Source organism: Pseudomonas sp. PvP089, assembly GCF_017875165.1.
GTDB classification, from domain to species: Bacteria; Pseudomonadota; Gammaproteobacteria; order Pseudomonadales; family Pseudomonadaceae; genus Aquipseudomonas; species Aquipseudomonas fortuita.
The window spans coordinates 135,676-160,672 of record NZ_JAGGME010000001.1 but is presented as its reverse complement, the minus strand read 5'-3'; the positions used below and the strand labels follow the sequence as shown (position 1 = coordinate 160,672).

The window sequence follows — 24,997 nt, the reverse complement described above, 5'->3', positions numbered from 1 at the left end:
TGAGGCGTTGTTGCTGCTTAGATCGCGTCGGTATCGGTTTCGCCGGTACGGATGCGGATCGCCTGCTCCAGATTCACCACGAAAATCTTGCCGTCACCGATCTTGCCGGTGTTGGCTGCCTTGGTGATGGCTTCGATTACCCGATCAAGGTCCTTGTCATCGATGGCAACATCGATCTTCACCTTGGGCAGAAAATCGACCACATATTCAGCACCGCGATACAGCTCGGTGTGGCCCTTCTGCCGGCCGAAGCCTTTGACTTCAGTAACAGTGATGCCCTGCACGCCGATTTCCGACAGCGACTCGCGCACGTCGTCCAGCTTGAACGGCTTGATGATGGCTGTGACTAGCTTCATGAAACTCTCTCCCGATTTGGTGGACTTGCCCCAGGAAAACAAACCCGTCTCAAGTCTAAGCGCAGCGGTTGGCTTTGTAACGCGTCGTCGGCATCCGGCTCCGCGTGCGCACTGCTTGGTCACAAGGAACTGCATCAGTGCATGGCTCGTACAGGTCTTTGCAGAAACCTTGCCAGTTCCGGCAAATCACCGGAAAACAGCGAGTTATGCGAAAGGGTCGGGATTGGCCAGTCGCCAGCATGGGAAACATGCACAGTTTCGGTGCGCACCGGCAGGGCGCATTGCGCGAAAAACGTGCACCCAAACGTCCAGTTTGTGCGTGCTACACTGCCGGCCATTCTAAGTTTCAGTGGACTGCCCCATGCTTGCGCCCAAAGCCCTTCTCGATGCCCTGAGCGACCAGGCCTCGCGCCTGTTCAGCAGCGATACCGCCCAGCCCCGTGCAGAACTCGAAAGCCAGTTCAAGGTGCTGATGCAAGGTGCCTTCAGCAAGCTGGACCTGGTCAGCCGTGACGAATTCGACAGCCAGATGGTCGTGCTGGCGCGCACCCGCGCTCGCCTCGAGGCTTTGGAAAAACAAGTAGCCGAGCTGGAAGCACGGCTGAACCCGACCCCACAGGATCAGTGAATGCAGCCCTCCAGCGCATACCCGGTACTGCTGTTTTCCTACGGCACGCTGCAGGACAAGGCCGTGCAACGGGCCAACTTCGGCCGTGAGCTGAGCGGCCAGGCCGACCGCATGCCGGGCTACCGACAGGACTGGGTCGAGATCACCGACCCGGCTGTGCTGGCGGCTAGCGGCAAGTCCCATCACCCCATCGTTTCCCCCAGCAGCCAGGCCGACGACAGCGTGGCCGGCACGGTCTTCCAGATCAGCGAAGAAGAGCTGGCGGCGGCGGACCGCTATGAAGTTGCCGACTACAAGCGCGTCGCCGTCACGCTCGCGTCGGGCCTGACTGCCTGGGTTTATGTGCGCGCCTGAATCCCTCTGGCGCGGGTTGTTACACGGAGCGTTCCCCATGAAAGTCAGCGCACGCAATGTTTTTGAAGGCAAAGTCACCAACGTTCAGCCCGGCGCGGTCAATGCCGAAGTCGAGCTGACCCTGGGTGGCGGCGAAAAGCTGGTAGCGGTGGTCACCATGGCCAGCCTGCATAACCTCAGCATCAACGTCGGCAAAGACGCCGTGGCGCTGGTCAAGGCGCCGTGGGTGGTACTGCTGACCGACGCCGCCGGCTACAAGCTATCGGCCCGTAACGCACTGGAAGGCGAAGTGGTGCGGGTGGGTGATGGTGCAGTGAATGCCGAAGTGGTGCTGAAGCTGGCCGGCGGCACCGAGGTGTTTGCCATCGTGACCCGCGAAGCCGTGCAGGAGCTGGGCCTGGCACCGGGTGTGAAGGCCACTGCGCTGATCAAGGCCTCGCACATCATCCTCGGCGCCAAGCCCTGAGGGTATCAGGCCGACGCCCGTAGCCGGCCCGGCTCGGATACTGCCTGTTTCGGCGGCAACTCGCTGGCGTGCAAGGTGCCGCGAAACAGGGTCGCACCACACTGGGTAACCAGGGTCTTCACCCGGTTGTGCGAGTTGAGGATCTCGGCCTGGATGTTTTCGATGGCTGAATCCCCAGGCTGCAAGGCAACCGCACGGTTGGCCCATTCGATGGCGGCAAAACGGCTCTGCTTGCGAGTGCCGCGCCCCTGCATCCAGGCCAGCCCCAGTTCGGCGCTGGCCCGTCCGGCAACCCACGGGTCCGGGTGCTCGACCAGGCTCGACAGGTAGGCGACGGCCTCGGCCCGTTCCTGGACTTCGCCAAACTGGCGCAACAGGATACCCAGGTGCAAGCGCGCACGCGCATTGGTGTGCGGATTACCCAGCGCATCGACCAGCAGGCGCCTGACAGCCAGCATGGCACTTCGCTCACTCAGGTCCTCATCACCCTCCATACGCAGGCAGGCGAGGTTGTACTTGGCCTGCCTGCTGCCCGCCTCTACCGCACGCTGCAGCCAATACTCAGCCGTCTCGTCGTCCAGATAGTGCGCCGGGGTGTTGCCCAGGCCGCCGCTGTGCAGCTCGTACAGGCCAAGGGCAGCACCCGGCAAGCTCAGCTCCGCAAAGCGCTCGTACAGGTAACAAGCCACCTCGTGCCGGTTGGCAGCCCACAGCAGCCGCGCCACAGCGAGCACATCGAAGCCTGGCGCATGGCCCGCGCGCTGGCGGGTCACCGCCACCTGTGACCAGAACCTTGCCTGCTCGGCCGAACGCGGCAGCCCCCACAGGCCGAAGCGATGCCCGGCAGCGCGCATTGCACAAGCGCCAGCATGCGAGCGGCCTTCACACAGGCGCTCGATGGCGGTGCGCAACAGCTGATGCTCATCTGCCATGCCATCACACAGTATCAGCCCGACAAAACAGCGAAATGGCTCGCCCATCGCAGGGATGGCGCCATGACTGGCGTTGCATGCCAAGCTCGCGGCGAAATCACGCATACCGCCTGCATGGTCTTGCAAGGCACTGCTGCGCAGCGCGCCTCGCCAGGCCAGCACGACGGCGCTTTCCCTGGGCCTTAGCGGGCGTTGCAGCCAGCTATCGAACAGTTGCTGCCAATCCGCGACGGCCTGCAACTGCTCGGCATGTGGCAGCTTCAGCCGTTCTTCGACGGCCATCCAGCGCAACGCATTGCGCAGCGCTTCGTCCCACCCATCGCACAACGGCCCATTGGCCAACAGGTCCAGCGCATCAAAACTGGCCCCCCAACGGGGCAACAGGTAAACGGCCAGCGCCTGGATCGCTTCGAAACAACCAGGGCGGGCCACCAGCGCATGGCGCAACCAGTAATAGCGTGGTGCTTCGTTTTCGTGATCGGCCCGCCTGCTCAGGCACGCCGGTAATGCTTGGGGCAGCTCGGCCAAGGGCAACAGCCCGTACTTCACGAGCAAGGGGGCTGCGGCTTCCTGCGCTTCCACATCGGCATGGGCACTGGGCCTGTACCGCGCAGGCTGCCCCTGAAACAGTTCGATCAACCAGCCAGGTTCGCGCAGTTGCGCACTGACACGCAGCATGCCAATGGCCGCTGCCACGGGTTGTGCAGAGCGGTCCATTGCACGCAACAGGTGCGCGGTCGCGGTTTCACAAATTTGCTCGACGGCCAGCAAGCGGGCAGCGTTGCGTTGGCCACCATCCTGCACCTGGCAGGCCCGGTGGAAACAGTGCATGCCCATTACCACTTGCGGGTGGTAAGCCTTGGGGCAGGCATCAATCCAGGCTTTGAGCACTTGGCTCAGGGCCCTGTCACCCTGGTTTTCCAGGTCCACCAGCATGTGCCCTTCGATGGCCGCCAGGTAGGCCGGGAACTCGCCGGGCGCGGCTTGGCGCCATTGCGCCTCAAGGCTGTCGAAACACCGGGTGAGTTCAATGAATGAATTGGCCTGCACCAGTTCGCGAATCACCTGGCGCGTTTGGGCGAGCGTTTGCACGGCGCAATACCTCAAGTCCATTTGAAAGAAGACGCGGTGCCATCCCATGGCAACGGCATTTGCCCAACAACACTAAGCCATACCACCCACCTGCGCAAAGATTATTGGATCCATTTTTTGCCGATTTTAAAGAAAACACAGGGAAAAAACCTGCTCTGCAAAACCACGACGCACACTTGTTGCGCCTGTCGTGGCCACCATCGCTATCCTTGACCCAGCCGCAGGAAGCGGCCCTTTTCAGCGACAACGGAGCGTCCATGTCACTAGCCCTCGTCCACAGCCGCGCCCAGGTGGGTGTGCAGGCACCCGCGGTCAGCGTCGAAACCCACCTGGCCAACGGCCTGCCCCATCTCACTCTGGTCGGCCTGCCAGAAACCACGGTCAAGGAAAGCAAGGACCGGGTACGCAGCGCCATCGTCAACTCCGGGCTTAGCTACCCGCAGCGGCGCATTACCCAGAACCTCGCCCCCGCCGACCTGCCCAAGGATGGCGGGCGCTATGACTTGGCCATTGCCCTGGGTATCCTCGCCGCAGATGGCCAGGTGCCGACTGCCACCCTGGCCGATATGGAATGCCTGGGCGAACTGGCGCTTTCGGGGAAATTGCGCCCTGTCCAGGGCGTGCTACCTGCGGCCCTGGCGGCACGCGAAGCAGGCCGGGCGCTGGTGGTGCCACGGGAAAATGCCGAGGAAGCCAGCCTGGCAGGCGGGCTGGTGGTGTATGCGGTGGGCCACCTGCTGGAGTTGGTCGCCCACCTGAACGGCCAGGTGCCATTGCCGCCGTACGCGGCCAATGGCTTGATCCTGAATCAACGTCCCTACCCTGACCTGAGCGAGGTGCAGGGCCAACTGGCGGCCAAGCGCGCGTTGATGCTGGCGGCGGCTGGGGCGCACAACCTGCTGTTCACCGGGCCACCCGGCACCGGCAAGACCTTGCTCGCCAGCCGCCTGCCAGGGCTGCTGCCACCGTTGGACGAGCACGAGGCGCTCGAGGTGGCTGCCATTCAGTCGGTCAGCGGGCATACACCGCTGAGCAGTTGGCCGCAGCGACCGTTTCGCCATCCCCACCACTCCGCATCCGGCCCGGCACTGGTTGGAGGCAGCAGCCGGCCGCAACCGGGCGAAATCACCCTCGCCCACCATGGCGTGCTGTTTCTCGATGAACTGCCAGAGTTCGAGCGGCGTGTGCTGGAGGTGCTGCGCGAGCCGCTGGAGTCGGGCGAGATCGTGATTGCCCGGGCACGCGACAAAGTGCGCTTTCCGGCGCGCTTTCAGCTGGTGGCGGCGATGAACCCATGCCCTTGCGGCTACTTGGGCGACCCTACTGGCCGCTGCCGCTGCAGCACCGAGCAGATCGCGCGGTACCGCAACAAGCTATCAGGGCCGCTGCTGGACCGCATCGACCTGCACCTGACCGTGGCTCGCGAAAGCACCACGCTGAACAATCAGCCCTGTGGTGAAGCCAGTGCCGATGTGGCAGCCAGGGTAGCGCAGGCGCGGGAGGTACAGCAGCGCCGCCAAGGGTGCGTGAATGCGTTTCTCGACCTCGACGGGTTGCGTCGCCATTGCGGATTGACGGCGGCGGACCAAGCTTGGCTGGAAGGGGCCTGCGAACGGTTGACCTTGTCGTTGCGGGCAGCGCACCGGTTGTTGAAAGTGGCGCGGACACTGGCGGACCTCGAGGGTTGTGAGGCAATCGGCCGGCCACATCTGGCCGAGGCCCTGCAGTACCGGCCGGGGAGCAGTTAAATTGCCGTGGCTGCAAAGCGGCCCTGGAAATTTCAGCCCCAGCAGCAGAACCTGCATTTGACAGCGCCCTGCGGCAACTGTCCTTCTTTACGGGACAATGTTTCTCCCGGACAGCTGATTGTCTGCCCCCCCTCCACCCCTCAAAATCGTCGGCCAAACTGTTCAAATGCTGCCCCGGCAGCTCATGGAGTAAGAGCCAATGCCACACGAAGGCAGCCTTCTGCAAACCGCGGTGATCTTTCTGCTCGCGGCCGTCGTCGCCGTCCCCCTGGCCAAGCGCCTGCAACTGGGTGCCGTGCTCGGCTACCTGCTGGCCGGTGTAGCCATCGGCCCGCAGGCACTTGGCCTGATCCGCGACACCGAAAGCGTGGCGCACATTTCCGAGCTGGGCGTGGTCCTGCTGCTGTTCATCATTGGCCTGGAGCTGTCGCCCAAGCGCCTGTGGCTGATGCGCAAGTCGGTGTTCGGCGTGGGTACCGCGCAGGTGCTGCTGACCGGCGCGCTGCTCGGTGCCATTGCCCTGTTCGGCTTCAGCCAGACGCTGCCGGCAGCCATCGTCCTCGGCCTGGGCCTGGCGCTGTCGTCCACCGCCCTTGGCCTGCAAAGCCTGGCCGAGAGCAAGCAGCTCAACGCCCCGCACGGCCGCCTGGCGTTCGCCATCCTGCTGTTTCAGGACATCGCTGCGATCCCGCTGATTGCCCTGGTACCGCTACTGGCCGCCAGTGGGCCGGACGCCAGCCACGGCGATAGCCTGCAACACGGCCTGAAGGTATTTGCCAGCATCGCCGTGGTGATCATCGGTGGTCGCTATCTGTTGCGCCCGGTGTTCCGCACCGTGGCCCGCACCGGCCTGCCGGAAGTGTCTACTGCCACCGCACTGCTGGTAGTGATCGGCACCGCCTGGCTGATGGAAGAAGCGGGTATATCCATGGCCCTGGGCGCCTTCCTCGCCGGCCTGCTGCTGGCCGACTCGGAATACCGCCACGAGCTGGAATCGCAGATCGAGCCGTTCAAGGGCCTGCTGCTGGGTTTGTTTTTCATCAGCGTGGGCATGGGCGCCAACCTTCGCCTGCTGCTGGACATGCCGCTGGTGGTGCTGGGCCTGACCCTGCTGCTGGTGGCAGTAAAGCTGGTGCTGCTGATCGGCGTCGGGCGGCTGGTCGGTGGCCTGAACAGCGCCAGCGCCCTGCGCCTGGGCATGGTACTGGCGGCCGGTGGCGAGTTCGCCTTCGTGGTCTTCAAGCTGGGCAAGGACCAAGGCCTGTTCGACACCCAGACCTACGACCTGCTGCTGATGACCATTACCCTGTCGATGGCCATCACCCCGCTGCTGATGCTGGGTTGCGCCCGTGCCCTCAAACGCCCGCAACCGGCCCGTGAAGTGCCCGAGCAGTACAAGCAGATCCAGGCTGATACGCCGCGGGTGGTGATTGTCGGCATGGGTCGCATGGGCCAGATCGTCGCGCGCATCCTGCGGGCACAAAAAATCCCGTTCATAGCCCTGGAAACCTCAGTGGACGCCATCGAGATGACCCGCATGTTCGAACAGGTGCCGGTGTTCTACGGCGACCCGCTGCGCCCCGAGGTGCTGCACGCCGCCAAGGTGGGTGAAGCGGAGTACTTCATCATCACCATCGATGACCCAGAAGCCGCCATTCATACCGCTGAACGGGTGAAACGCCTGTACCCGCACCTGAAGGTGCTGGCCCGGGCACGTAACCGCCAGCATGTGCACAAGTTGGTGGATGCAGGCGCCGAGCCGATTCGCGAGACGTTCTACTCCAGCCTGGAAATGACCCGCCGCGCGCTGGTGGGGTTGGGCTTGAGCGATGAACAGGCGGCGGACCGTATCGCACGGTTTACCCAGCATGACGAAGAAGTGCTGGTGGCCCAGGGGCAGGTACGCGATGACCGGGCCAAGGTGATGCAGACGGCCAAGGAGGCGCGGGTGGAGCTGGAGCGGTTGTTTGATTCGGATGCGGTTTGAGTAGTCAGGCGAACACCAACCGCTCTATTTGAGGATGCTCACGCTGAGCGGCTTGCCAAAGATCGTAAGCTGCCTGTTCGGCAAGGTATTGCCGGGCAGGCCCAAGGCCTGCCAGCTCAAGCCGATAAGCAAGATCGGCAGAAATGGCGGCGCGCCCATTGAGTACCGTGGACAACTGCCCCCGCGAATAGCCGAGGTGGCGAGCTAACTCAGAAACGTTCATGCCAATTGCGGGCAACACATCTTCTCGCAAAGACTCCCCAGGATGGGGAGGATCGAACATAGGCATGACTCAAGCTCCTAGTGATAATCCAGATAGTCAACAAGCTCCACATCGGTACCCACGAAGCGGAACACCACTCGCCAGTTACCCGAGACATTTACTGCCCAATAGCTTTCCAGCTTTCCGTGCAGAGGATGAAGACGGTAACCCGGCCGGTTCATGTCTGCTGCGGTTTGTGCAACTTCAAGAGAAGCCAGTAAACGCCGCAAGCGATTCACATGATCTGCACGCACTCCAGACGTGTCACGATGCTGATGGAGCAGCCTCAGGCCTTTGTGCCTGAAACTTCTTATCACCGATGGTTGAGTGTAAGGTCATGCCTTACACTTTTCAAGCTAGCGTTGGCGCTGCGCATGGAGTCACTCCTTGAAAAATTTCCGGGTGCTCAGTTTGCTCTCGGCGTGCCCGTTTAGCGCCGTTATGCCTTCCGCTCTTTCATGTAGGAGATTTCCGAGAAAGGTTTATAGCGTGGGGCCACGTCGTGCCCACCCCCTCCTGCGTGAACAGATGACACAGGCAAAAGCCTGTTCCGGAGCAACCTGAATGCGCTCGAAACGGCAGAAGGTTGCTTGAGTCGTTGCGGAAAGGGATTGAGCCACAGCCCATGAATTGATGCTGCCTGTACCGCCCTCTTCGCGGGTGAACCCGCTCCCACAGGATCACCACTGGTTCTGAAACTGTGCAGTACCTGTGGGAGCGTGCGTGCCCGCGAAGAGGCCGGTACAGCAAACAAAAAAAGCCGGCTCCCTGCAGAGGGAGCCGGCCTTTGTGCGTACTGCTACTGGTTTGCTTACTTACCCGCAGTCAGCGCGTTATAGCTGGTCATCAAATTGCGATAATCCGGAATGTGGTTGGAGCACAGCGCAGCCAGCCCTTCGACATCGTTGCGCCAGTCGCGGTGCAGCTCGCAGGCCACGCCGAACCAAGTCATCAGCTGCGCACCGGCCTGAAGGGTTATGAATCTTTCAGCAATCCGGTGTGTTTCGCGTTGATGGGCACAGATTAAAATCATCACCTTTGCTGCACTAGACTGCGAAAACCGCCCTTAGCGTTCCGTTTGGAGAACGATCATTGGAAGACCTCAACTCCCTCTACTACTTCACCCAAGTCGTGGAGCACGGCGGCTTCGCCCCGGCCGGGCGGGCGCTGGACATGCCCAAGTCGAAACTCAGCCGGCGCATCGCCGACCTTGAAGACCGCCTGGGCGTGCGGCTGCTGCACCGCACCAGCCGGCACTGCTCGCTGACCGAGATCGGCCAGGCCTACTACAACCGTTGCCTGGCCATGCGCGTGGAGGCCGAGGGCGCGGCGGAAATCATCGAACGCAACCGCAGCGAGCCGCGCGGGCTGGTGCGCATCAGTTGCCCGACCACCCTGCTCAACTCCTGGGTCGGGCCGATGCTGACCCGCTACATGCTCAAGTACCCGCAGGTGGAGTTGTTCATCGAAAGTACCAACCGCCGTGTCGACCTGCTGCACGAGGGCTTCGATATCGCCCTGCGCGTGCGCTTTCCGCCGCTGGAGAACACCGACATGGTGATGAAGGTGCTGAGCAACAGCACCCAGTGCCTGGTCGGCCAGCCGCACTACCTGGCGCAACTGCCCAAAGGGTTTGACCCGCAGCTGCTGGGCACGCTACCCAGCGTGCATTGGGGCAGTGCCCAGCGCGAGTACCAGTGGGAACTGTTCCAGGGTGAGGACAACAGCCGCAGCATCGTCATCCCGCACACACCGCGCATGGTGACCGATGACCTGTTTGCACTGCGCCATTTCGTGGTGGCCGGGGTGGGGATCGCGCACTTGCCGAGGGTGGCGGTTCGCGAGGACCTGGCTTCGGGGCGCTTGGTGGAATTGCTGCCTGAGTGGCACCCGCGATGCGGCATCGTGCATGCGATCTTCCCGTCGCGGCGGGGGTTACTGCCGTCGGTGCGGGCGCTGATCGATCATCTGGCTGAGGAATTTGCGATCAGCGACATGGCGTGAGTCGGTGGCTGTCAGTCACGGCCCTTTCGCGGGACAAGCCCGCTCCCACAAGTTACCCCACTGCCCTCGGGATGGGTGGTGAACCTGTGGGAGCGGCCTAGTCCGGCGAAGCGGCCGTCATTTATCCAGGCAAAGCAGCTCAGAAAGCAAAGCAGGAACAACCCAGCGAACCCCAGAAGCCCTGGAAGTCACTCACCGGGACACTCGAATGCCGTGCCTTCTCATGGCTGTGCGCATGCACCCCGCATGGCCCGCTGCACTGGTGCACGGCGGCTACCAAAGATGGCGTACCCACGCGCCAGTGCCCCGGCACCTTGGCCACCGGCGACCACTCCGGCAGTACCGGCACCTGCGCAGGGCCAAGCTTGTCGAACTCGCCAGCGCCGTACACCACCTTGCCATCGACGATGGTCAGCACCGACTCGATGCCCTTGATCGCCTCTTCCTCAACACTGAAAAAGTCCAGCGACAGCGCCGCCAGGTCGGCCAGCTGGCCCACCTTGATCTGGCCCTTCTTGCCCTGCTCGCTGGAGAACCACGCGCTGCCTTGGGTGAACAGTTGCAGTGCGGTGTCGCGGTCCAGGCCTTCCGGGTACAACTCCATGCCGCCGACGGTCTTGCCGCTGACCAGCCAGTACAGCGAGGTCCACGGGTTGTAGCTGGACACGCGGGTGGCATCGGTGCCGGCCCCCACAGGCACGCCCATGTCGAGCATGCGCTTGATGGGCGGGGTCTGCTCGGCAGCCTTGGCGCCGTAGCGGTCGACGAAGTACTCACCCTGGAAGGCCATGCGGTCCTGGACGGCGATACCACCGCCCAAGGCGCGCACGCGCTCGATGTTCTGTGGGGTGATGGTTTCGGCGTGGTCGAAGAACCACGGCAGGCCGTTGAACGGGATGTCGCGGTTGACCTTCTCGAACACGTCGAGCATGCGCGTGATCGATTCGTTGTAGGTGGCGTGCAGGCGGAACGGCCAGCGCTGCTCGACCAAGTGCCGCACCACCGGTTCCAGCTCCTCTTCCATGGTCTGTGGCAGGTCCGGGCGTGGCTCGAGGAAGTCCTCGAAGTCGGCGGCGGAGAACACCAGCATTTCGCCGGCGCCGTTATGGCGCAGGAAGTCGGTGCCGCTGTGCAGCTTGACGCTGGAGGTCCACTTCTTGAAGTCGTCCAGCTCTTCCTTGGGCTTCTGGGTAAACAGGTTATAGGCGATGCGCACGGTCAGCTGGTTATTGTCGGCCAGCTCCTGGATAACCGAATAGTCGTCGGGGAAGTTCTGGTAGCCGCCGCCGGCGTCAATGGCACTGGTCAGGCCCAGGCGGTTCAGTTCACGCATGAACTGGCGGGTCGAATTGACCTGATACTCCAGTGGCAGCTTCGGCCCTTTGGCCAAGGTAGCGTAGAGAATCATTGCGTTCGGGCGGGCGATCAGCATGCCGGTCGGGTTGCCGAACTTGTCGCGCTGGATTTCGCCACCCGGCGGGTTCGGGGTGGCCTTGTCGTAGCCGACCGCCTTGAGCGCAGCGCGGTTGAGCAGCGCGCGGTCATACAGGTGCAACAGGAACACCGGGGTGTCGGGCGCAGCCTGGTTGATCTCCTCAAGGGTTGGCATGCGTTTTTCGGCAAACTGGAATTCGTTCCAGCCGCCCACCACGCGTACCCACTGCGGGGTGGGCGTGCGCGCAGCCTGGTCCTTGAGCATGCGCAGGGCATCGGCCACCGACGGCACGCCTTCCCAGCGCAGCTCCAGGTTGTAGTTCAGGCCACCGCGGATCAGGTGCAGGTGCGAGTCGTTCAGGCCGGGGATGACCGTGCGCTGCTTGAGGTCGATGATCTGCGTGGTAGTGCCCTTGTGGGCCATGGCCTCGGCATCGTTGCCCACGGCGATGAAGCGCCCATCCTTGATCGCGACAGCAGTCGCGGTAGGTTTTTCGCGGTCAACGGTGTGCAGTTTGCCATTGAACAGAATCAGGTCAGCGGTCATGGAACCTCCTTGGATGGATGCGTGAGCGGAACCGGCCTGGCCGGCGAAGGGCAATGCGGACCAGAGCGCGCCGGCCGCACCGAGCACGGTGCTGGTAGCGAGGAACTGGCGACGGGTCTTGTCGTTGCGGTCCTGGGACATAGGCTTCTCCGACTGGGGCCGGCAGGGCGACTGCGAAGCATGCCGGTTGACGCAAGGTCAGGGCTTGGCTGGATGTGCGGTGGGTTGAAGAAGGTTAGCCGTGTTCAAACCTTTTGCTGCCCGCGCAGCCAGTTGGCGCAGCGGCGGGTTACCCAAGGCATGATGTAGAACACCACGGGCAGGATGACGAACAGGTTGACGATCAGGTTGCCGGTGATCGGGCCGCCCAGCTGCGGGAAGCGTGCGAACAGCGGCGCTAGCAGCTGCGGAATGATCATGGTCATGGGGCAGATCACCAGGTAGGTCAGCAACGCCTGCTTCCAGCGTGGCGGTTGGGCCGGCGTGGAGTTCGTCGGGCTAGCGAGAACCTGGTGTTGCAGGCATACGGTCACCACTTCGCGGTTGTGTTGGAGTGCGGTGTTCATCGGCGTTCCTTGAGATGAGCGTGCCCGCATTCACTGTGCAACGGCGAACGGGCGGTGGATTGGATGGGTGTGCTGCCCTTGGCGGGCACCGACTGGCGGTGCCCGGGGCGGTCGGCTTACTTGCCGGCGTTGAAGGCGTTGTAGCTGGTCATCAGGTTGCGGTAGTCCGGGATGTGGTTGGAGCACAGCGCGGCCAGGCCTTCGACGTCGTTGCGCCAGTCGCGGTGCAGCTCACACGCCACGCCGAACCAGGTCATCAGTTGCGCACCGGCCTGGCTCATGCGGTTGTGGGCGGCGTCGCGGGTCATGGCGTTGAAGGTGCCGGAGGCGTCGGTCACCACGAACACATCGAACTCTTCTTCCAGGGCCGCCAGGGCCGGGAAGGCCACACACACTTCTGTCACGACGCCGGCGATGATCAGCTGCTTCTTACCGGTGGCCTTTACCGCCCTGACGAAATCTTCGTTGTCCCAGGCGTTGATCTGGCCTGGGCGGGCGATGTACGGGGCGTCCGGGAACAGGGCTTTCAGCTCTGGCACCAGCGGGCCGTTGGGGCCTTGCTCGAAGCTGGTGGTGAGGATGGTCGGCAGGTTGAAGAACTTGGCCAGGTCAGCCAACGCCAGCACATTGTTCTTGAACGCGTCTGGTTCGATGTCACGGACCAGGGACAGCAGGCCAGCCTGGTGATCGACCAGCAGTCCGGCGGCGTCGTCTTTGTTCAGGCGGTTGTATTTGAAGTTGGTCATGGTCGTTGCTCCTAAGGGTTTCTGTTTTCAGTAAGTTGGGTGTTTCGCGTTGATGGGAGAAGATTAAAACCATCACCTTTGGAGCGGTAGATAGTGGTTTTTGGCTTTAGCGTTCTGTTTTATGAACGATAGATTGGCGTTTTATTTGCTGGCCTCTTCGCGGGTAAACCCGCTCCCACAGGGATCGCGCATCCTGCAAGTCATGCGCAGCCCCTGTGGGAGCGGGTTTACCCGCGAAGAGGCCGGTGCAGGCCCCATTGCCTGCAGCAGCAACCTGCTCTATTACTACCCACAGCCCTACCCTCACCCCCGAGACCACCATGCTGGCGTTCATCCAGTCCTTCCCGTTGTTGCTCGGTACTGCCCTGATCTTGCTCGACCTCACGCTCTGGCAAGTCATCCCCATGCAGCGCCGTGCCTGGCGCATTGGCACGCGGCTGGTGATATTCCTGCTATTCAGCTCGGTGCTGGTGGCTGCCGGCATGAGCCCGCTGCAACCGCCACCCTGGCCCGACGATGTCTCGCGCAACCTCATGGCCACGGTACTGGCCATCGGCTGGTGGCTGTTTGGTGCGCGCACGGTCACGGTGGTGTTCGGCCAGCTGCTGGTCGCCCGTGGCAGCCATGGCGGCCGGTTGCTACAGGATGTGCTGGGGGCTTTGATCTTTCTGGCCGCCGTCGTGGCTGCCGCGGGCTATGTGATGCAGCTGCCGGTGAAGGGCTTGCTGGCCACGTCCGGGGTGATGGCCATCGTCATCGGTCTGGCGCTGCAGAGCACCCTGGCCGACGTATTCAGCGGCATCGTGCTGAACACCACGCGGCCCTATCAGATTGGCGATTCAATCTCCATCGACGGTACCGAAGGCAAGGTGCTGGACATCGACTGGCGCGCCACGCGCTTGCTGACCGGCAGCGGCAGCCTGGCGGTGATCCCCAACTCGGTCGCGGCCAAGGCGCGGCTGCTCAACCACAGCCGCCCGGCCGATGTGCATGGGGTGTCGATCAGCGTGGTGGTGCCGGCCAAGGTGCGGCCCAAGCGGGTATTCGATGCGCTGGAAAAGGCCCTGCAGGGCGTCAGTGCCATTCTTGCGACCCCAAAGCCGAAGGTGACGGTGAAGGCCTCGACGCTGGAGTCCGTGGAGTACGAGGCCAGCGGCTTCGTGGCCGACGCGGGCACCAAGGGCGACGCACGCAATCAGCTGTTCGACCTTGCCCACCGGCACCTGGAGGCCAGCGGGGTGATGTGGAACGTGGACCTGGCCCTGCCGCCGCGCAGCCGCCAGCGCGAGGTGCTGGACGAAGTGCGGGTGTTCCGCTCGCTAAGCGATGAGGAGCGCGACGCGCTGAGCCAGCGCATGACGGCGGTGGAGTACCTGGCGGACCAGGTGATACTGGGAGTTGGCGAGCTTTCCGAGCATTTGCTGGTGATTGGCAGCGGTGTGGTTTCGGCGTCGGTGCGCGAGGGCGACAAGCGGATCGAAGCCGGGCGCATGGGGCCGGGAGAGGTGCTGGGAATCGAGGGCATCATTGATGAGGATGACTCGTTCGCCGAGTTCCGCACGCTGACCAGTTGCGTGCTGTACCGCATCGAAAAGGAACAGGTGAAGAGCTGTTTGCAGCAGCGTGGCGAAGTGCAGACGGCGTTGAGCAAGTTGCAGCGGTTCCGGCGGCAGAGCCGGGAATCGTTGTTGCTGCAGAAGCCGGCCCTGATCAAGAAAGGCGGCTTCCTCAGCTGGCTGCACAAGTAAGCCTGCGCCGGCCTCTTCGCGGGCATGCCCGCTCCCACAGTGCCCGCGCAATTCCGGAATGCTGCGCGGTCCCTGTGGGAGCGGGTTTACCCGCGAAGGGGCCAGTTGTTACAACACAACCCTCAGGCACTGCCCCGCGTGGTACAGCGAGAAGCCGGATTCGTAGAACGCAGTCCGCAGCGAAGGCGCACTCACGCCGCTCATCGGCGAGAACGGAATCGGCAGGCTGTCCGCGTCACCCTTGAGCAGAAACTCGGCAAAGGCACGGCCGATCACGGTACCTGTGGTGTTGCCCCGCCCGTTGTAACCCGTAACCGCCACCAACCCCGGCGCAGGCTCGAACAGGCGCATCAGGTGGTCGGGGGTAAAGTCGATACAGCCGGTCCAGTGCATTTCCCACTCGACCTTGCCCAGCTCCGGGTAGTAGTGGCTCTGGATACGGTCCGCCCAGCTGCGCACAAACCACGACGGCTTGTTGTCGACCCGGCCCAGGCTGCCGAGCAGCAGGCGGCCCTGATCGTCGCGGCGGATGCTGCTGAGCACGGTACGGGTGTCCCACGAGCCTTGGCCGTGTGGCAGCACTTTATCGGCTGCGGCGCCCTGCAGCGGCTTGGACGCCACCTGATAGTAGTAACCGCGGAAGAACTGCTTTTGCAGGTTGCTCCAGTCGCCTTCGGTGTAGGCGCCCGTGGAAATCACAACCTTGTCGGCGCGCACCGAGCCACGCGCAGTCTTCACCCGCCAGCCATCGCCATCACGCTCCAGGCCTTCAACCGAAGACTGCTGGAACAGCTTGCCACCCAGGCGCGCCACGGCAGCCGCCAGGCCCTGGGTGTAACCCATGGGGTTGATGGTGCCGGCGCGGCGGTCGAGCAGCGCGGCGGAAATCTTGTTGGTACCGCAGTATTCCTGGCATTGGGCGCCGGTCAGCAGCTCCACGTCGGCACCGCGGCGGCGCCATTGTTCGTGGCGGGCTTCGAGGTCGGCAATGCCGGTGGCGTTGTGCGCCATGTGCAGCGTGCCTTTGTGCTGGGCCTGACAGTCGATGCCCAGACGCTCGATCATGGCGAACACTTCGCCAGGGGCTTCGCCGAGCACCTTGTTCAGGCGGCTGCCCTGCTTCTGGCCGAGGGTGGCCTCGACGTCGTCGGGGCGGATCCAGGTGCCGGCGTTGACCAGGCCGACGTTGCGCCCGGAACCACCGTGGCCAATCTTCCAGGCCTCCAGCAGGATCACCGACTTGCCCTGTTCGAGCAGATGGATGGCCGCCGACAGGCCGGTAATGCCGCCGCCGATCACGCAGACATCAGCCTTGTGCTCACCGGCCAGGGCCTGGGCGGCAACGGTCGGTTTGCTGACGTGTTCCCACAAGCATTGTTGACGCAGTTCGGACATGGCCCGGCTCCAGCAGTGTTGTTCTTATAGCGTTGGGGCGGCGCTGCCGCCCATTCGCGGGACAAGCCCGCTCCCACAATGATCAGTGCCACCTGCACGATCCCTGTGGGAGCGGGCTTGCCCCGCGAACCGGGGGCTATGCCCCCGGCCTTGCAGCATGGATCAGTCGAACACGATACCCTGCGCCAGCGGCAGTTCGCGCGAGTAGTTCACGGTGTTGGTCTGGCGACGCATGTAGCCTTTCCACGCATCCGAACCCGACTCACGACCACCGCCGGTTTCCTTCTCGCCACCAAACGCACCGCCGATCTCGGCACCGCTGGTGCCGATGTTGACGTTGGCGATACCACAGTCGCTGCCCGAAGCACTCTGGAAGCGCTCCGCCTCACGGATGTCGGTCGTGAAGATGCACGACGACAGGCCTTGTGGCACTTCGTTGTTCAGGCGCAGGGCCTCTTCGAAGTCGTCGTAAGCCAGCACGTAAAGAATCGGGGCGAACGTTTCGTGGCGCACCACGTCGCTCTGCGCCGGCATTTCGGCGATGGCAGGCGATACGTAGTAGGCGTTCGGGTACTGGTCGGCCAGCTGACGCTCGCCACCAAACACCTGGCCACCTTCGTCGCGGGCCTTGGCCAGCGCACCCTGCATGGCGTCGAACGACAGCTTGTCGATCAGCGGGCCCACCAGGTTGTCTTTGCGTGGGTCGCCAATACGCACTTTGCCGTAGGCGGCTTTGACGCGGGCAACCACTTCGTCCTTGATCGAGCGGTGCACGATCAGGCGGCGCAGGGTGGTGCAACGCTGGCCGGCGGTGCCCACCGCCGAGAACAGGATGCCCCGCACGGCCAGGTCCAGGTCGGCGCTCGGCGCCAGGATCATGGCGTTGTTGCCACCCAGCTCGAGGATGCTACGGCCGAATCGGGCAGCTACACGTGGGCCGACTTCGCGCCCCATGCGGGTGCTGCCGGTGGCGCTGACCAGCGGTACGCGCGGGTCATCGACCATGGCTTCGCCAGCTTCACGGCCGCCGATCACCAGTTGTGCCAGGCCAGCCGGGGCATCGCCGAAGGCTTTCAGGGCTTTGTCGAACAGCGCCTGGCAAGCCAGAGCAGTCAGCGGGGTCTTTTCAGACGGTTTCCACACCACCGAGTTACCGGCCACCAAGGCCAGGGCGGTGTTCCAGGCCCATACGGCAACCGGGAAGTTGAAGGCGCTGATGACGCCAACCACGCCCAGCGGGTGCCAGGTTTCACGCATGTGGTGGCCCGGGCGCTCGGAGGCGATGGTCAGGCCGTACAGCTGGCGCGACAGGCCCACGGCGAAGTCGCAGATGTCGATCATTTCCTGCACTTCGCCCAGGCCTTCCTGGGTGATCTTGCCGGCTTCGATCGAGACCAGCTCGCCAAGGTCGGCCTTGTGCTCACGCAGCACTTCGCCAAACAGGCGCACCAGTTCACCACGGCGCGGGGCTGGCACAGTGCGCCAGGCCTCGAAGGCGCTCTGGGCCTGATCGATGCGGGCGATGGTCTCGGCCTTGCCAAGCAGTTTCACCGAGGCGATCTGGCTGCCGTCGATCGGCGTGTGAACAGGGTAGTCGCCCTGGGTGTAAGCCTCGGCGGCAACGCCAAGGCGCTCGAGCAATCCAGCAACCATTGTGTTTCTCCTACATCGGGTGATGGGGTGGAAAAATGATGTGGATCAGTATTAATCCGATCACATAGGTACAACAAACGACCTTTATTCCGCATATCATTCCGTCAGGTAATGATTTGAGCCGCAGAGACCACTATGTCCAAACGCCTGGTGCCTTCCATGACCGCCCTGCAGTGCTTTGAAGCTGCAGCCCGTCATTTGAGCTTTACCCGTGCCGCCGAAGAACTGCACCTGACCCAGAGCGCCGTCAGCAAGCAGGTAGCGCAACTTGAAGACATGCTGCGCCATCACCTGTTCCTGCGCATCCGCCGGCGCCTGCAACTGACCCCGGCCGGCAGCCTGTACCTGGCCGAGGTCAACAAGATCCTCACCCAGGTGGACATGTCCAGCCGCTACGTGCTCACTTACGGCGAGCAGACCGAGATATTGAAAGTAGCCACTCAACCGAGTTTTGGCGTGCGCTGGTTGATCCCGCACCTCAAGGGTTTTGGCAAACGCCACACCAACATCCACCTGGACATCCGCAACGAGATGGAGCCGTTCGCCCTGCTGCAGGGCTCGGCAGACGTGGTGTTCTTTTATGGCCAGGGCACCTGGCCTGGTGCCACCTGCGTGGAGCTGTTCCGCGAAGAGGTGGTGCCGGTGTGCGCGCCGGAGCTGCTGGCCGGGCGCACGCTGGGCGATGCTGCAGAACTGGCCGACCTGGTGCTGCTGCAAAGCACCTCACGGCCCGAGGCCTGGCATGAGTGGTTCCAGGAGCTGGGTTTGCAAAGCGTCAGCGCCTACCACGGGCCACGCTTCGATACGTTCTATATGGCCTTGAGCGCGGCGCAGGCGGGGTGCGGGGTGGCGTTGGTGCCGCGTTACCTGGCGGCGAAGGAGTTGGCCGAGGGTAGCCTGGTGGTGCCGTGGAACCATGCGATGCGCAGTGCCGGGGCGCATTACCTGGCATATGCCGAGCATGCGGCGGAGGTGCCCAAGGTGCGGGCGCTGGTGGAATGGATTCAGGAGCAACTTCAGGCTTGAGATTGCCGGGGCAGCGTTGCGGCCCATTCGCGGCACAAGGCCACGCCTGCAAACAGCACGCGGTCCCCTGTAGGAGCGGCCTTGTGCCGCGAATGGGCTGCAAAGCAGCCCCAATGGCCCTGAAGGTCGATCAAAAAAGGAATGACACACTCACTTTTTTTCGCTTGTGAGCCAAGTGCATTCCCAGCTTTCATGTAAGCGTCCGAACCCAACCAGGAAGCTAGCGATGCCCGCCCACGATTTCGTCAGCCCAGACAGCATTCGCGCGCAGTTCTCTGCTGCCATGTCGCTCATGTACAAACAGGAAGTGCCGTTGTACGGCACGCTGCTGGAGCTGGTGAGCGAAATCAACCAGCAGGTCATGGCCCAGCAACCCGAGGTTGCCCAGGCCCTGCGCTGGACCGGCGAAATCGAGCGCCTGGACCACGAGCGCCACGGCGCCATCCGCGTCGGCACCGCCGAAGAACTGGCCACCATCGCCCGCCTGTTTGCCGTCATGGGCATGCAGCCGGTCGGCTACTACGACCTCAGCTCCGCCGGTGTGCCGGTGCACTCCACCGCCTTCCGCGCGGTACACGAGCAGTCGCTGCACGTCAGCCCGTTCCGTGTGTTCACCTCGCTGCTGCGCCTGGAGCTGATCGACAACCCGCAGCTGCGTGAGCTGGCACAGAGCATCTTGGCCAAGCGCCAGATCTTCACCCCCCGCGCCCTCGAACTGATCGCCAAGTGCGAGCGCGATGGCGGTCTGAACGCAGCCGATGCCGAAGCGTTCGTGCAAGAAGCGCTACACACCTTCCGCTGGCACCATGACGCCACCGTCACCGCCGAGCAGTACCAGCAACTGCACGACCAGCACCGCCTGATTGCCGATGTGGTGGCCTTCAAGGGCCCGCACATCAACCACTTGACCCCACGCACCCTGGACATCGATGCGATCCAGCTCGGCATGCCGGCCAAGGGCATCCCGCCGAAAGCCGTGGTCGAAGGCCCGCCCACCCGCCGCCACCCGATCCTGCTGCGCCAGACCAGCTTCAAGGCCTTGCAGGAAAAGGTCGCGTTCAGCGACCAGCAGGGGAGCGAAGGCAGCCACACCGCGCGCTTTGGCGAAATCGAGCAACGCGGTGCAGCCCTGACGCCGAAAGGTCGCCAGCTGTACGACAAGCTGCTCGACGCCACCCGCGCCGCCCTGGGTGGCGCACCGGCCGAAGCCAATGCCGAGCGCTACATGGCCTTGCTCAAAGATACCTTTGCCGAGTTCCCGGATGACCTGGCGCAGATGCGTGAACAAGGCCTGGCGTACTTCCGCTACTTTGCCACCGAGAAAGGCCGGGCTGCGCGTGACCAGGAAGGCCGCCCAACCACCCTGCAGGGGCTGATCGATGCTGGCCATGTGCATTTCGAGGCATTGGTGTACGAGGACTTCCTGCCGGTGAGCGCAGCGGGGATCTTCCAGTCCAACCTGGGCGACGATGCGCAGGCCGAGTACGGCAGCAATGCCAACCGGGATGCATTCGAAGCCGCGCTGGGGCTGCCGGTGCAGGATGAGCTGGCACTGTATGCGCAGAGCGAGCGCCGCTCGCTGCAGGCTTGCGCACAAGCGTTGAACCTGGGCTCGATGTAAAACCGTCTCGGCCTCTTCGCGGGCTTGCCCGCGAAGAGGCCGGTACAGGCGATCAGAGAGGCGGCAGGATTTCCACATCCGGTAGATCCATCGCCGCCACCTCGTCTGCCAGAAAGTCACTCAAGCGCCGCAACCGCTCGCCACCCGGCCGGGTGCGCGGCCATACCAGGTAGTAGTCCATCCCACTGGGCACTGCTGTCGGCCAAGGCAGGCTCAACCGCCCCTGCGCCACATCTTCGGCCACCATCAGCAAATCACCCATGGAAATCCCGTAGCCCCGCGCTGCGGCAATCATGCCCAACTCCAGGGTGTCGAACACCTGCCCGCCCTTGAGCGAAACCTTGTCGCCAAGCCCCATGCGCTCCAGCCATTCCCGCCAGTCACGCTTGTCCACCGTGGGGTGCAGCAGTTCGATAGAGGCCAGCCGGCACACGTCCCAGGGTTCTTCGTCGAGCAGGTCGGGCGCGCCGACCGGGATCAGCAACTCTGGAAACAGCTTGCGCACCTCCCACTCCGCCGGGAACACGCCATCACTGAGCAGCACCGCACAATCGAATGGCTCCTGGTTGAAGTCCACGTGGTCGACGTCCATCCAGGCGCTGGTCAGCTGCACTTCGTTACCCGGTTGCAAGTGCCGGAACCGGCTCAGGCACGCCAGCAACCAGCGCATGGTCAATGTCGATGGGGCTTTCATGCGCAGGATGTCATCTTCACCGCGCAAATTATCGCAGGCCCGCTCCAGCGCCGCGAAGCCTTCGCGCACCCCCGGCAACAGCACCCGCGCCGCTTCGGTCAATTGCAGGCTGCGGCCGCTGCGCACGAACAGGCGACAGGCAAAGTGCTCTTCCAGCGTGCGGACATGCCGGCTGACAGCACTTTGGGTAATCGACAATTCTTCGCCGGCACGGGTGAAGGAGCAATGCCGCGCGGCAGCTTCGAATGCGCGCAGGGCATACAACGGAGGGAGCTGTCGGGACATGAGGCACCTGCCATACCGGGCTGTGAAACTAATCATCAATAAGCATATATACATGAGTCAGACTCATGCCAATGATCGCTTTTATCCTTTTGTACAAAGTTGACCAAAGCCTCAGAATCGCCCTTCGTTGTTTTCCCAGGAAAGGACCGCCCCCATGCATGTCGCGCCCACCACAGAACTCAAGGCTTTGCTGCGCCTGGCCGGGCCGCTGATCGCCTCGCAGTTGGCGCATATGCTGATGGTGCTGACCGATACCCTGATGATGGCCCGTATCAGCCCACAGGCACTGGCCGGTGGCGGCCTGGGTGCGGCCAGCTACTCGTTCGTGTCGATCTTTTGCCTGGGCGTGATCGCTGCGGTCGGCACCTTGGTGGCGATCCGCAAGGGCGCCAACGACATCGAAGGTGCCACCCGCCTGGCACAGAACGGCGTGTGGCTGGCCTGGGGCCTGGCGCTGATCGCCGCGCTGGCCCTGTGGAACCTCGAGCCAGTACTGCTGCTGTTCGGGCAACAGCCTGAAAACGTTGCCTCGGCCGCCGAATTCCTCACCCTGCTGCCACTGGCGCTGCCCAGCTACCTGACCTTCATGGCCTTGCGTGGCTTTACCAGCGCGCTGGGCCGCTCGACCCCGGTGATGGTGATCAGCGTGGTCGGCACGGTGCTCAACTACCTGTTCAACGTGGCGTTGATCGAAGGCATGTTCGGCCTGCCAAAACTGGGCCTGATGGGCATCGGCCTGGTCACCGCAGTGGTATCGCTGGGCATGGCCATCGCCCTGGCGCTGTACATCCGCTGGCATTCGGCCTATGCCGCCTACCCGCTACGCAAAGGCCTGTCGCGCCCGTCGCTGCCGGCCCTGCGCGAGCTGTGGCGGCTGGGCTTGCCGATTGGCGGCACCTACATGGTGGAAGTGGGCCTGTTCGCCTTCGCTGCGCTGTGCATGGGTGTGCTGGGCAGCACCGAACTGGCGGCGCACCAGATCGCCCTGCAGATCGTGTCCACCGCGTTCATGGTGCCGACGGGCTTGTCCTATGCGGTGACGATGCGCGTGGGCTTGTACTACGGCGCTGGCAACCTGCTGGCGGCGCGCAGCGCCGGGCGCGTGGGCATCGGCTTTGGGGCAATGATCATGTTTGCCTTCGCCGCACTGTTCCTGCTGCTGCCCGAAGCGCTGGTAGGACTGTTTATCGACCGCAATGATCCGGCCTTTGCCGCGATCTTCCGGGTGGCTGTGCAGTTATTGATGGTGGCGGCATGGTTCGAACTGTTCGACGGCATGCAGACGATTGCCATGGGTTCGATCCGTGGGCTGAAAGATGCCAAGACCACCTTCCTGATCGGGCTGGTGTGCTACTGGCTGGTGGGTGCGCCGAGCGCCTGGTTGTTCACCTTTACCCTGGGCGGTGGTGCCGTGGGGATCTGGTGGGGGCTGGCGCTGGGCCTGGCATGTGCGGCAGTGGCGCTGACATTTGGCTTTGAGTGGCGAATGAAACGGTTATTGGGGAAGGCGCAAGCGCGTGCAGAGGCTGCTGCTTCGGCCTGACTTCGGGGCCTCTTCGCGGGCACGCCCGCTCCCACAGGATTGCGTGGTCCCTGTGGAAGCGGGCGTGCCCGCGAAAGGGCCCTAAGGGACAACATTCAGCTGACGGCCAGGCACCTTCAGCAAAAAATCGATCAGCTCCCCGACCGGCAGCGGCTTGCTGACCAAAAAGCCCTGCACCTGGTCACAGCCAAACCCGCGCAACAAGGCCAGCTGCTCTTCACTCTCCACCCCTTCGGCCACCACCTCGAGGTTGAGGTTGTGCGCCAGGTTGATCATGGCGTGCACCAGCTTGCGGTTCTCCTCGCGCATTTCCATTTCTGCAACAAAGCTGCGGTCCACCTTGAGCAAGGTGATCGGCAGGCTGTTGAGGTGCACGAACGAAGAAAACCCGGTGCCGAAATCGTCTAGGGAGAAGCGCACGCCCAGGCGGCCGAGGGCGTCCATGGTCTGGCGCACCAGCTCGTTGCGGCGCATCACCGCCGTTTCGGTCAGTTCGAACTCCAGCCAGCGCGCGTCCACCCCATGCTCAAGGATCAGCCGACTCAGGGTGGCCAGCAGCTGGCTGTCCTGGAACTGACGGAAACTCAGGTTTACCGCCATGTGCAACGGCTCCAGACCGCGCTCGCACAGCGCCTGCATGTCGCGCAAGGCGCGGGAGATGACCCAGTAGCCCAGCGGCACGATCAGGCCGCTCTGCTCGGCCAGGGGCACGAACTCGCTGGGCGGTAACAGCCCGCGTTCGGCATGGCGCCAGCGCACCAGCGCCTCCAGGCCGACGATGCGCCCATCGGCCAGGTCGAGCCGCGGCTGATAGTGCAGCTCCAGCTCGTCACGGCGCAGCGCGCGGCGCAGTTCGCTTTCCAGGTCGGCAAGGCTGCGGGCGTTGCGATTGATGCGCTCGTTGAACACATGGAAGGTACAGCCCTGGCTGCCCTTGGCCTGGCGCATGGCAATGTGCGCATGCCACATCAGCGGGTCGGCGCCGCTCTGCGCGCGGGCATGGGCCAAGCCCAGGCTGCACCCCAGCAGCAGGCTTTCGCCGTCGATCCAGTAGGGTTCGGCCAAGGCCTCTATGATGCGTTCGGCGATCCATTCGGCGCGGTTGGCGTCGCGTCGGGTGTCGATCAGCAAGGCAAACTCGTCGCTGCCCAGGCGCGCCAGCTGGTCGCCAGCCTCCAGCTGGTTTTGCATCCGCGCCACCACTTGCAGAATCAGGCGGTCACCGCTCTGGTGGCCGAGCGCATCGTTGACGTGGCGGAAGTTGTCCAGGTCCAGGTGGCCCAAGGCAATGCCACGGCCATCGTTTTCGGCCAGCCGCGCGGTCAGCAAGGCCTGAAAGCCCTGGCGGTTGGCGATGCCGGTCAATGGGTCCTGTTCGGCCAGGCGCTGCAAGGTGGCCACCAGCACTCCACGTTCGCGCACATGGCGCAGCGAGCGGCGCAGGGCGTCGGCATTGAGCTGGTCGCGTACCAGCCAGTCGCTGACCGCGCCGGGCGCCACCTCAGGCTCGTGATCGAGCAGCAGGATGGTCGGTAGCTCGCAGCGCCCAGGTGCCGGCTGCAGGGCTGGGGTTGCCAGCACCACGGCCTGGCGATCATGGCTGAACAGGCTATCCACCGCGTCCCAGTCAGGCGCGGTCAGCAGCACTGCACTGCCGTTCAGGGCAGGCATGCATGCGTGCAACAAGGCGGCCCATTGCGGCTCATCAGCCAACAGCAGCAAACGCAAAGGTTCGACAGGCGTGGACAAGCGGGCTCCTTAGGACTTCACGGTGCAACGGTATCAGCCATTATGCTACTGCATTAATGAAAATGATTTTCACTTTTATACATGCATTTGCGACCGTAGCATTCCGACGTATTTTGTCGTGCATCCTGCTCGAAACGAGGGGAAGCGGCAAATATGATTTT

General features: G+C 63.4%; 21 protein-coding genes and 1 pseudogene. 10 read left to right on the top strand and 12 right to left on the bottom strand.

Features of this window, described 5'->3' with window-relative positions; genetic code table 11:
- Positions 1 to 17 precede the first annotated feature (17 nt).
- Positions 18 to 356, bottom strand: a complete 339-nt coding sequence (gene glnK / locus J3A71_RS00765) for a P-II family nitrogen regulator (protein WP_002555808.1) — start codon at positions 354 to 356, stop codon at positions 18 to 20.
- Positions 357 to 717: 361 nt separating this feature from the next.
- Between glnK and J3A71_RS00760 the strand changes: the two genes are divergently transcribed.
- From J3A71_RS00760 to J3A71_RS00750, 3 genes are read left to right on the top strand one after another with little or no spacing between them, the layout of a single operon-like run.
- Positions 718 to 984: an accessory factor UbiK family protein gene (locus J3A71_RS00760; protein ID WP_024717668.1), complete on the top strand. Its 267-nt coding sequence runs from the start codon at positions 718 to 720 to the stop codon at positions 982 to 984.
- Positions 985 to 1,338, top strand: coding sequence for a gamma-glutamylcyclotransferase family protein (locus J3A71_RS00755; protein ID WP_016489776.1), 354 nt, complete (start codon positions 985 to 987; stop codon positions 1,336 to 1,338).
- A gap of 37 nt (positions 1,339 to 1,375) precedes the next feature.
- Positions 1,376 to 1,804, top strand: coding sequence for a TOBE domain-containing protein (locus J3A71_RS00750; RefSeq protein WP_016489777.1), 429 nt, complete (start codon positions 1,376 to 1,378; stop codon positions 1,802 to 1,804).
- Between the two features lie 5 nt (positions 1,805 to 1,809).
- Here the strand turns inward: J3A71_RS00750 and J3A71_RS00745 are convergent, their stop codons facing one another.
- On the bottom strand, positions 1,810 to 3,828 hold the full coding sequence (locus J3A71_RS00745) for a DUF4034 domain-containing protein (protein WP_096426906.1): 2,019 nt from the start codon (positions 3,826 to 3,828) through the stop codon (positions 1,810 to 1,812).
- A 257-nt stretch (positions 3,829 to 4,085) separates the two neighbouring features.
- Here J3A71_RS00745 and J3A71_RS00740 point away from each other — a divergent pair, with 257 nt between their 5' ends.
- Both J3A71_RS00740 and J3A71_RS00735 read left to right on the top strand, forming a co-directional pair.
- Positions 4,086 to 5,576 (top strand): YifB family Mg chelatase-like AAA ATPase, encoded by a 1,491-nt coding sequence (locus tag J3A71_RS00740; RefSeq protein WP_024717669.1) that lies wholly within the window; start codon positions 4,086 to 4,088, stop codon positions 5,574 to 5,576.
- A 199-nt stretch (positions 5,577 to 5,775) separates the two neighbouring features.
- Positions 5,776 to 7,563: a monovalent cation:proton antiporter-2 (CPA2) family protein gene (locus J3A71_RS00735; RefSeq protein WP_096426907.1), complete on the top strand. Its 1,788-nt coding sequence runs from the start codon at positions 5,776 to 5,778 to the stop codon at positions 7,561 to 7,563.
- A 4-nt stretch (positions 7,564 to 7,567) separates the two neighbouring features.
- On the opposite strand, the gene J3A71_RS00730 is transcribed toward J3A71_RS00735, so the two are convergent.
- The 3 genes and pseudogenes from J3A71_RS00730 to J3A71_RS00720 form a co-directional block, all read right to left on the bottom strand.
- The gene (locus J3A71_RS00730; protein WP_024717670.1) at positions 7,568 to 7,852 is read right to left on the bottom strand and encodes a HigA family addiction module antitoxin; all 285 of its coding nucleotides are present in this window, start codon (positions 7,850 to 7,852) and stop codon (positions 7,568 to 7,570) included.
- 11 nt (positions 7,853 to 7,863) lie between these two features.
- Positions 7,864 to 8,142, bottom strand: coding sequence for a type II toxin-antitoxin system RelE/ParE family toxin (locus tag J3A71_RS00725; RefSeq protein WP_080642829.1), 279 nt, complete (start codon positions 8,140 to 8,142; stop codon positions 7,864 to 7,866).
- A 494-nt stretch (positions 8,143 to 8,636) separates the two neighbouring features.
- Positions 8,637 to 8,795: pseudogene (locus J3A71_RS00720) on the bottom strand (hydrolase); the annotation flags it as partial.
- A 122-nt stretch (positions 8,796 to 8,917) separates the two neighbouring features.
- Here J3A71_RS00720 and J3A71_RS00715 point away from each other — a divergent pair.
- The gene (locus tag J3A71_RS00715; protein ID WP_016489788.1) at positions 8,918 to 9,829 is read left to right on the top strand and encodes a LysR substrate-binding domain-containing protein; all 912 of its coding nucleotides are present in this window, start codon (positions 8,918 to 8,920) and stop codon (positions 9,827 to 9,829) included.
- Positions 9,830 to 9,968: 139 nt separating this feature from the next.
- On the opposite strand, the gene J3A71_RS00710 is transcribed toward J3A71_RS00715, so the two are convergent.
- The 3 genes from J3A71_RS00710 to ycaC all read right to left on the bottom strand — a co-directional run bounded on the left by J3A71_RS00710 (position 9,969) and on the right by ycaC (position 13,122).
- Positions 9,969 to 11,810, bottom strand: coding sequence for an amidohydrolase (locus J3A71_RS00710; protein ID WP_161775552.1), 1,842 nt, complete (start codon positions 11,808 to 11,810; stop codon positions 9,969 to 9,971).
- Between the two features lie 245 nt (positions 11,811 to 12,055).
- On the bottom strand, positions 12,056 to 12,376 hold the full coding sequence (locus tag J3A71_RS00705) for a hypothetical protein (protein WP_016489790.1): 321 nt from the start codon (positions 12,374 to 12,376) through the stop codon (positions 12,056 to 12,058).
- Between the two features lie 116 nt (positions 12,377 to 12,492).
- Entirely contained in the window at positions 12,493 to 13,122 is a 630-nt protein-coding gene (ycaC, locus tag J3A71_RS00700; RefSeq protein WP_209953614.1) for an isochorismate family cysteine hydrolase YcaC, read from the bottom strand.
- 320 nt (positions 13,123 to 13,442) lie between these two features.
- Here ycaC and J3A71_RS00695 point away from each other — a divergent pair, with 320 nt between their 5' ends.
- A complete protein-coding gene (locus J3A71_RS00695) occupies positions 13,443 to 14,870 on the top strand; it encodes a mechanosensitive ion channel family protein (protein ID WP_209953612.1) in 1,428 nt (475 codons plus the stop codon).
- Positions 14,871 to 14,978: 108 nt separating this feature from the next.
- Here the strand turns inward: J3A71_RS00695 and J3A71_RS00690 are convergent, their stop codons facing one another.
- Both J3A71_RS00690 and J3A71_RS00685 read right to left on the bottom strand, forming a co-directional pair.
- Positions 14,979 to 16,265 carry an FAD-binding oxidoreductase gene (locus J3A71_RS00690; RefSeq protein ID WP_023047191.1) on the bottom strand — a complete coding sequence of 429 codons (1,287 nt, stop codon included), beginning with the start codon at positions 16,263 to 16,265 and terminating at the stop codon, positions 14,979 to 14,981.
- Positions 16,266 to 16,427: 162 nt separating this feature from the next.
- Positions 16,428 to 17,918, bottom strand: coding sequence for an aldehyde dehydrogenase family protein (locus J3A71_RS00685; RefSeq protein WP_016489794.1), 1,491 nt, complete (start codon positions 17,916 to 17,918; stop codon positions 16,428 to 16,430).
- Positions 17,919 to 18,053: 135 nt separating this feature from the next.
- Between J3A71_RS00685 and J3A71_RS00680 the strand changes: the two genes are divergently transcribed.
- Together J3A71_RS00680 and J3A71_RS00675 are read left to right on the top strand one after the other, a co-directional pair.
- Complete coding sequence (locus J3A71_RS00680; protein ID WP_096426908.1) at positions 18,054 to 18,944, top strand: LysR family transcriptional regulator; 891 nt, start codon at positions 18,054 to 18,056, stop codon at positions 18,942 to 18,944.
- A 226-nt stretch (positions 18,945 to 19,170) separates the two neighbouring features.
- Positions 19,171 to 20,565 carry a VOC family protein gene (locus J3A71_RS00675; protein WP_096426909.1) on the top strand — a complete coding sequence of 465 codons (1,395 nt, stop codon included), beginning with the start codon at positions 19,171 to 19,173 and terminating at the stop codon, positions 20,563 to 20,565.
- Positions 20,566 to 20,617: 52 nt separating this feature from the next.
- On the opposite strand, the gene J3A71_RS00670 is transcribed toward J3A71_RS00675, so the two are convergent.
- On the bottom strand, positions 20,618 to 21,544 hold the full coding sequence (locus J3A71_RS00670) for a LysR substrate-binding domain-containing protein (protein WP_016489797.1): 927 nt from the start codon (positions 21,542 to 21,544) through the stop codon (positions 20,618 to 20,620).
- A gap of 154 nt (positions 21,545 to 21,698) precedes the next feature.
- On the opposite strand from J3A71_RS00670, the gene J3A71_RS00665 reads away from it, so the two are divergent.
- Positions 21,699 to 23,087, top strand: a complete 1,389-nt coding sequence (locus J3A71_RS00665) for a NorM family multidrug efflux MATE transporter (protein WP_016489798.1) — start codon at positions 21,699 to 21,701, stop codon at positions 23,085 to 23,087.
- A gap of 81 nt (positions 23,088 to 23,168) precedes the next feature.
- On the opposite strand, the gene J3A71_RS00660 is transcribed toward J3A71_RS00665, so the two are convergent.
- Positions 23,169 to 24,836, bottom strand: a complete 1,668-nt coding sequence (locus J3A71_RS00660; protein ID WP_016489799.1) for a bifunctional diguanylate cyclase/phosphodiesterase — start codon at positions 24,834 to 24,836, stop codon at positions 23,169 to 23,171.
- Between the last annotated feature and the right edge of the window lie 161 nt (positions 24,837 to 24,997).

What these genes read in the sequence shown, in the direction of transcription:
- glnK (WP_002555808.1), bottom strand. Translation starts at nt 356, where the DNA reads ATGAAGCTAGTCACAGCCATCATCAAGCCGTTCAAGCTGGACGACGTG.
- J3A71_RS00760 (WP_024717668.1), top strand. Translation starts at nt 718, where the DNA reads ATGCTTGCGCCCAAAGCCCTTCTCGATGCCCTGAGCGACCAGGCCTCG.
- J3A71_RS00755 (WP_016489776.1), top strand. Translation starts at nt 985, where the DNA reads ATGCAGCCCTCCAGCGCATACCCGGTACTGCTGTTTTCCTACGGCACG.
- J3A71_RS00750 (WP_016489777.1), top strand. Translation starts at nt 1,376, where the DNA reads ATGAAAGTCAGCGCACGCAATGTTTTTGAAGGCAAAGTCACCAACGTT.
- J3A71_RS00740 (WP_024717669.1), top strand. Translation starts at nt 4,086, where the DNA reads ATGTCACTAGCCCTCGTCCACAGCCGCGCCCAGGTGGGTGTGCAGGCA.
- J3A71_RS00735 (WP_096426907.1), top strand. Translation starts at nt 5,776, where the DNA reads ATGCCACACGAAGGCAGCCTTCTGCAAACCGCGGTGATCTTTCTGCTC.
- J3A71_RS00730 (WP_024717670.1), bottom strand. Translation starts at nt 7,852, where the DNA reads ATGCCTATGTTCGATCCTCCCCATCCTGGGGAGTCTTTGCGAGAAGAT.
- J3A71_RS00710 (WP_161775552.1), bottom strand. Translation starts at nt 11,810, where the DNA reads ATGACCGCTGACCTGATTCTGTTCAATGGCAAACTGCACACCGTTGAC.
- J3A71_RS00705 (WP_016489790.1), bottom strand. Translation starts at nt 12,376, where the DNA reads ATGAACACCGCACTCCAACACAACCGCGAAGTGGTGACCGTATGCCTG.
- ycaC (WP_209953614.1), bottom strand. Translation starts at nt 13,122, where the DNA reads ATGACCAACTTCAAATACAACCGCCTGAACAAAGACGACGCCGCCGGA.
- J3A71_RS00695 (WP_209953612.1), top strand. Translation starts at nt 13,443, where the DNA reads ATGCTGGCGTTCATCCAGTCCTTCCCGTTGTTGCTCGGTACTGCCCTG.
- J3A71_RS00690 (WP_023047191.1), bottom strand. Translation starts at nt 16,265, where the DNA reads ATGTCCGAACTGCGTCAACAATGCTTGTGGGAACACGTCAGCAAACCG.
- J3A71_RS00685 (WP_016489794.1), bottom strand. Translation starts at nt 17,918, where the DNA reads ATGGTTGCTGGATTGCTCGAGCGCCTTGGCGTTGCCGCCGAGGCTTAC.
- J3A71_RS00680 (WP_096426908.1), top strand. Translation starts at nt 18,054, where the DNA reads ATGTCCAAACGCCTGGTGCCTTCCATGACCGCCCTGCAGTGCTTTGAA.
- J3A71_RS00675 (WP_096426909.1), top strand. Translation starts at nt 19,171, where the DNA reads ATGCCCGCCCACGATTTCGTCAGCCCAGACAGCATTCGCGCGCAGTTC.
- J3A71_RS00670 (WP_016489797.1), bottom strand. Translation starts at nt 21,544, where the DNA reads ATGTCCCGACAGCTCCCTCCGTTGTATGCCCTGCGCGCATTCGAAGCT.
- J3A71_RS00665 (WP_016489798.1), top strand. Translation starts at nt 21,699, where the DNA reads ATGCATGTCGCGCCCACCACAGAACTCAAGGCTTTGCTGCGCCTGGCC.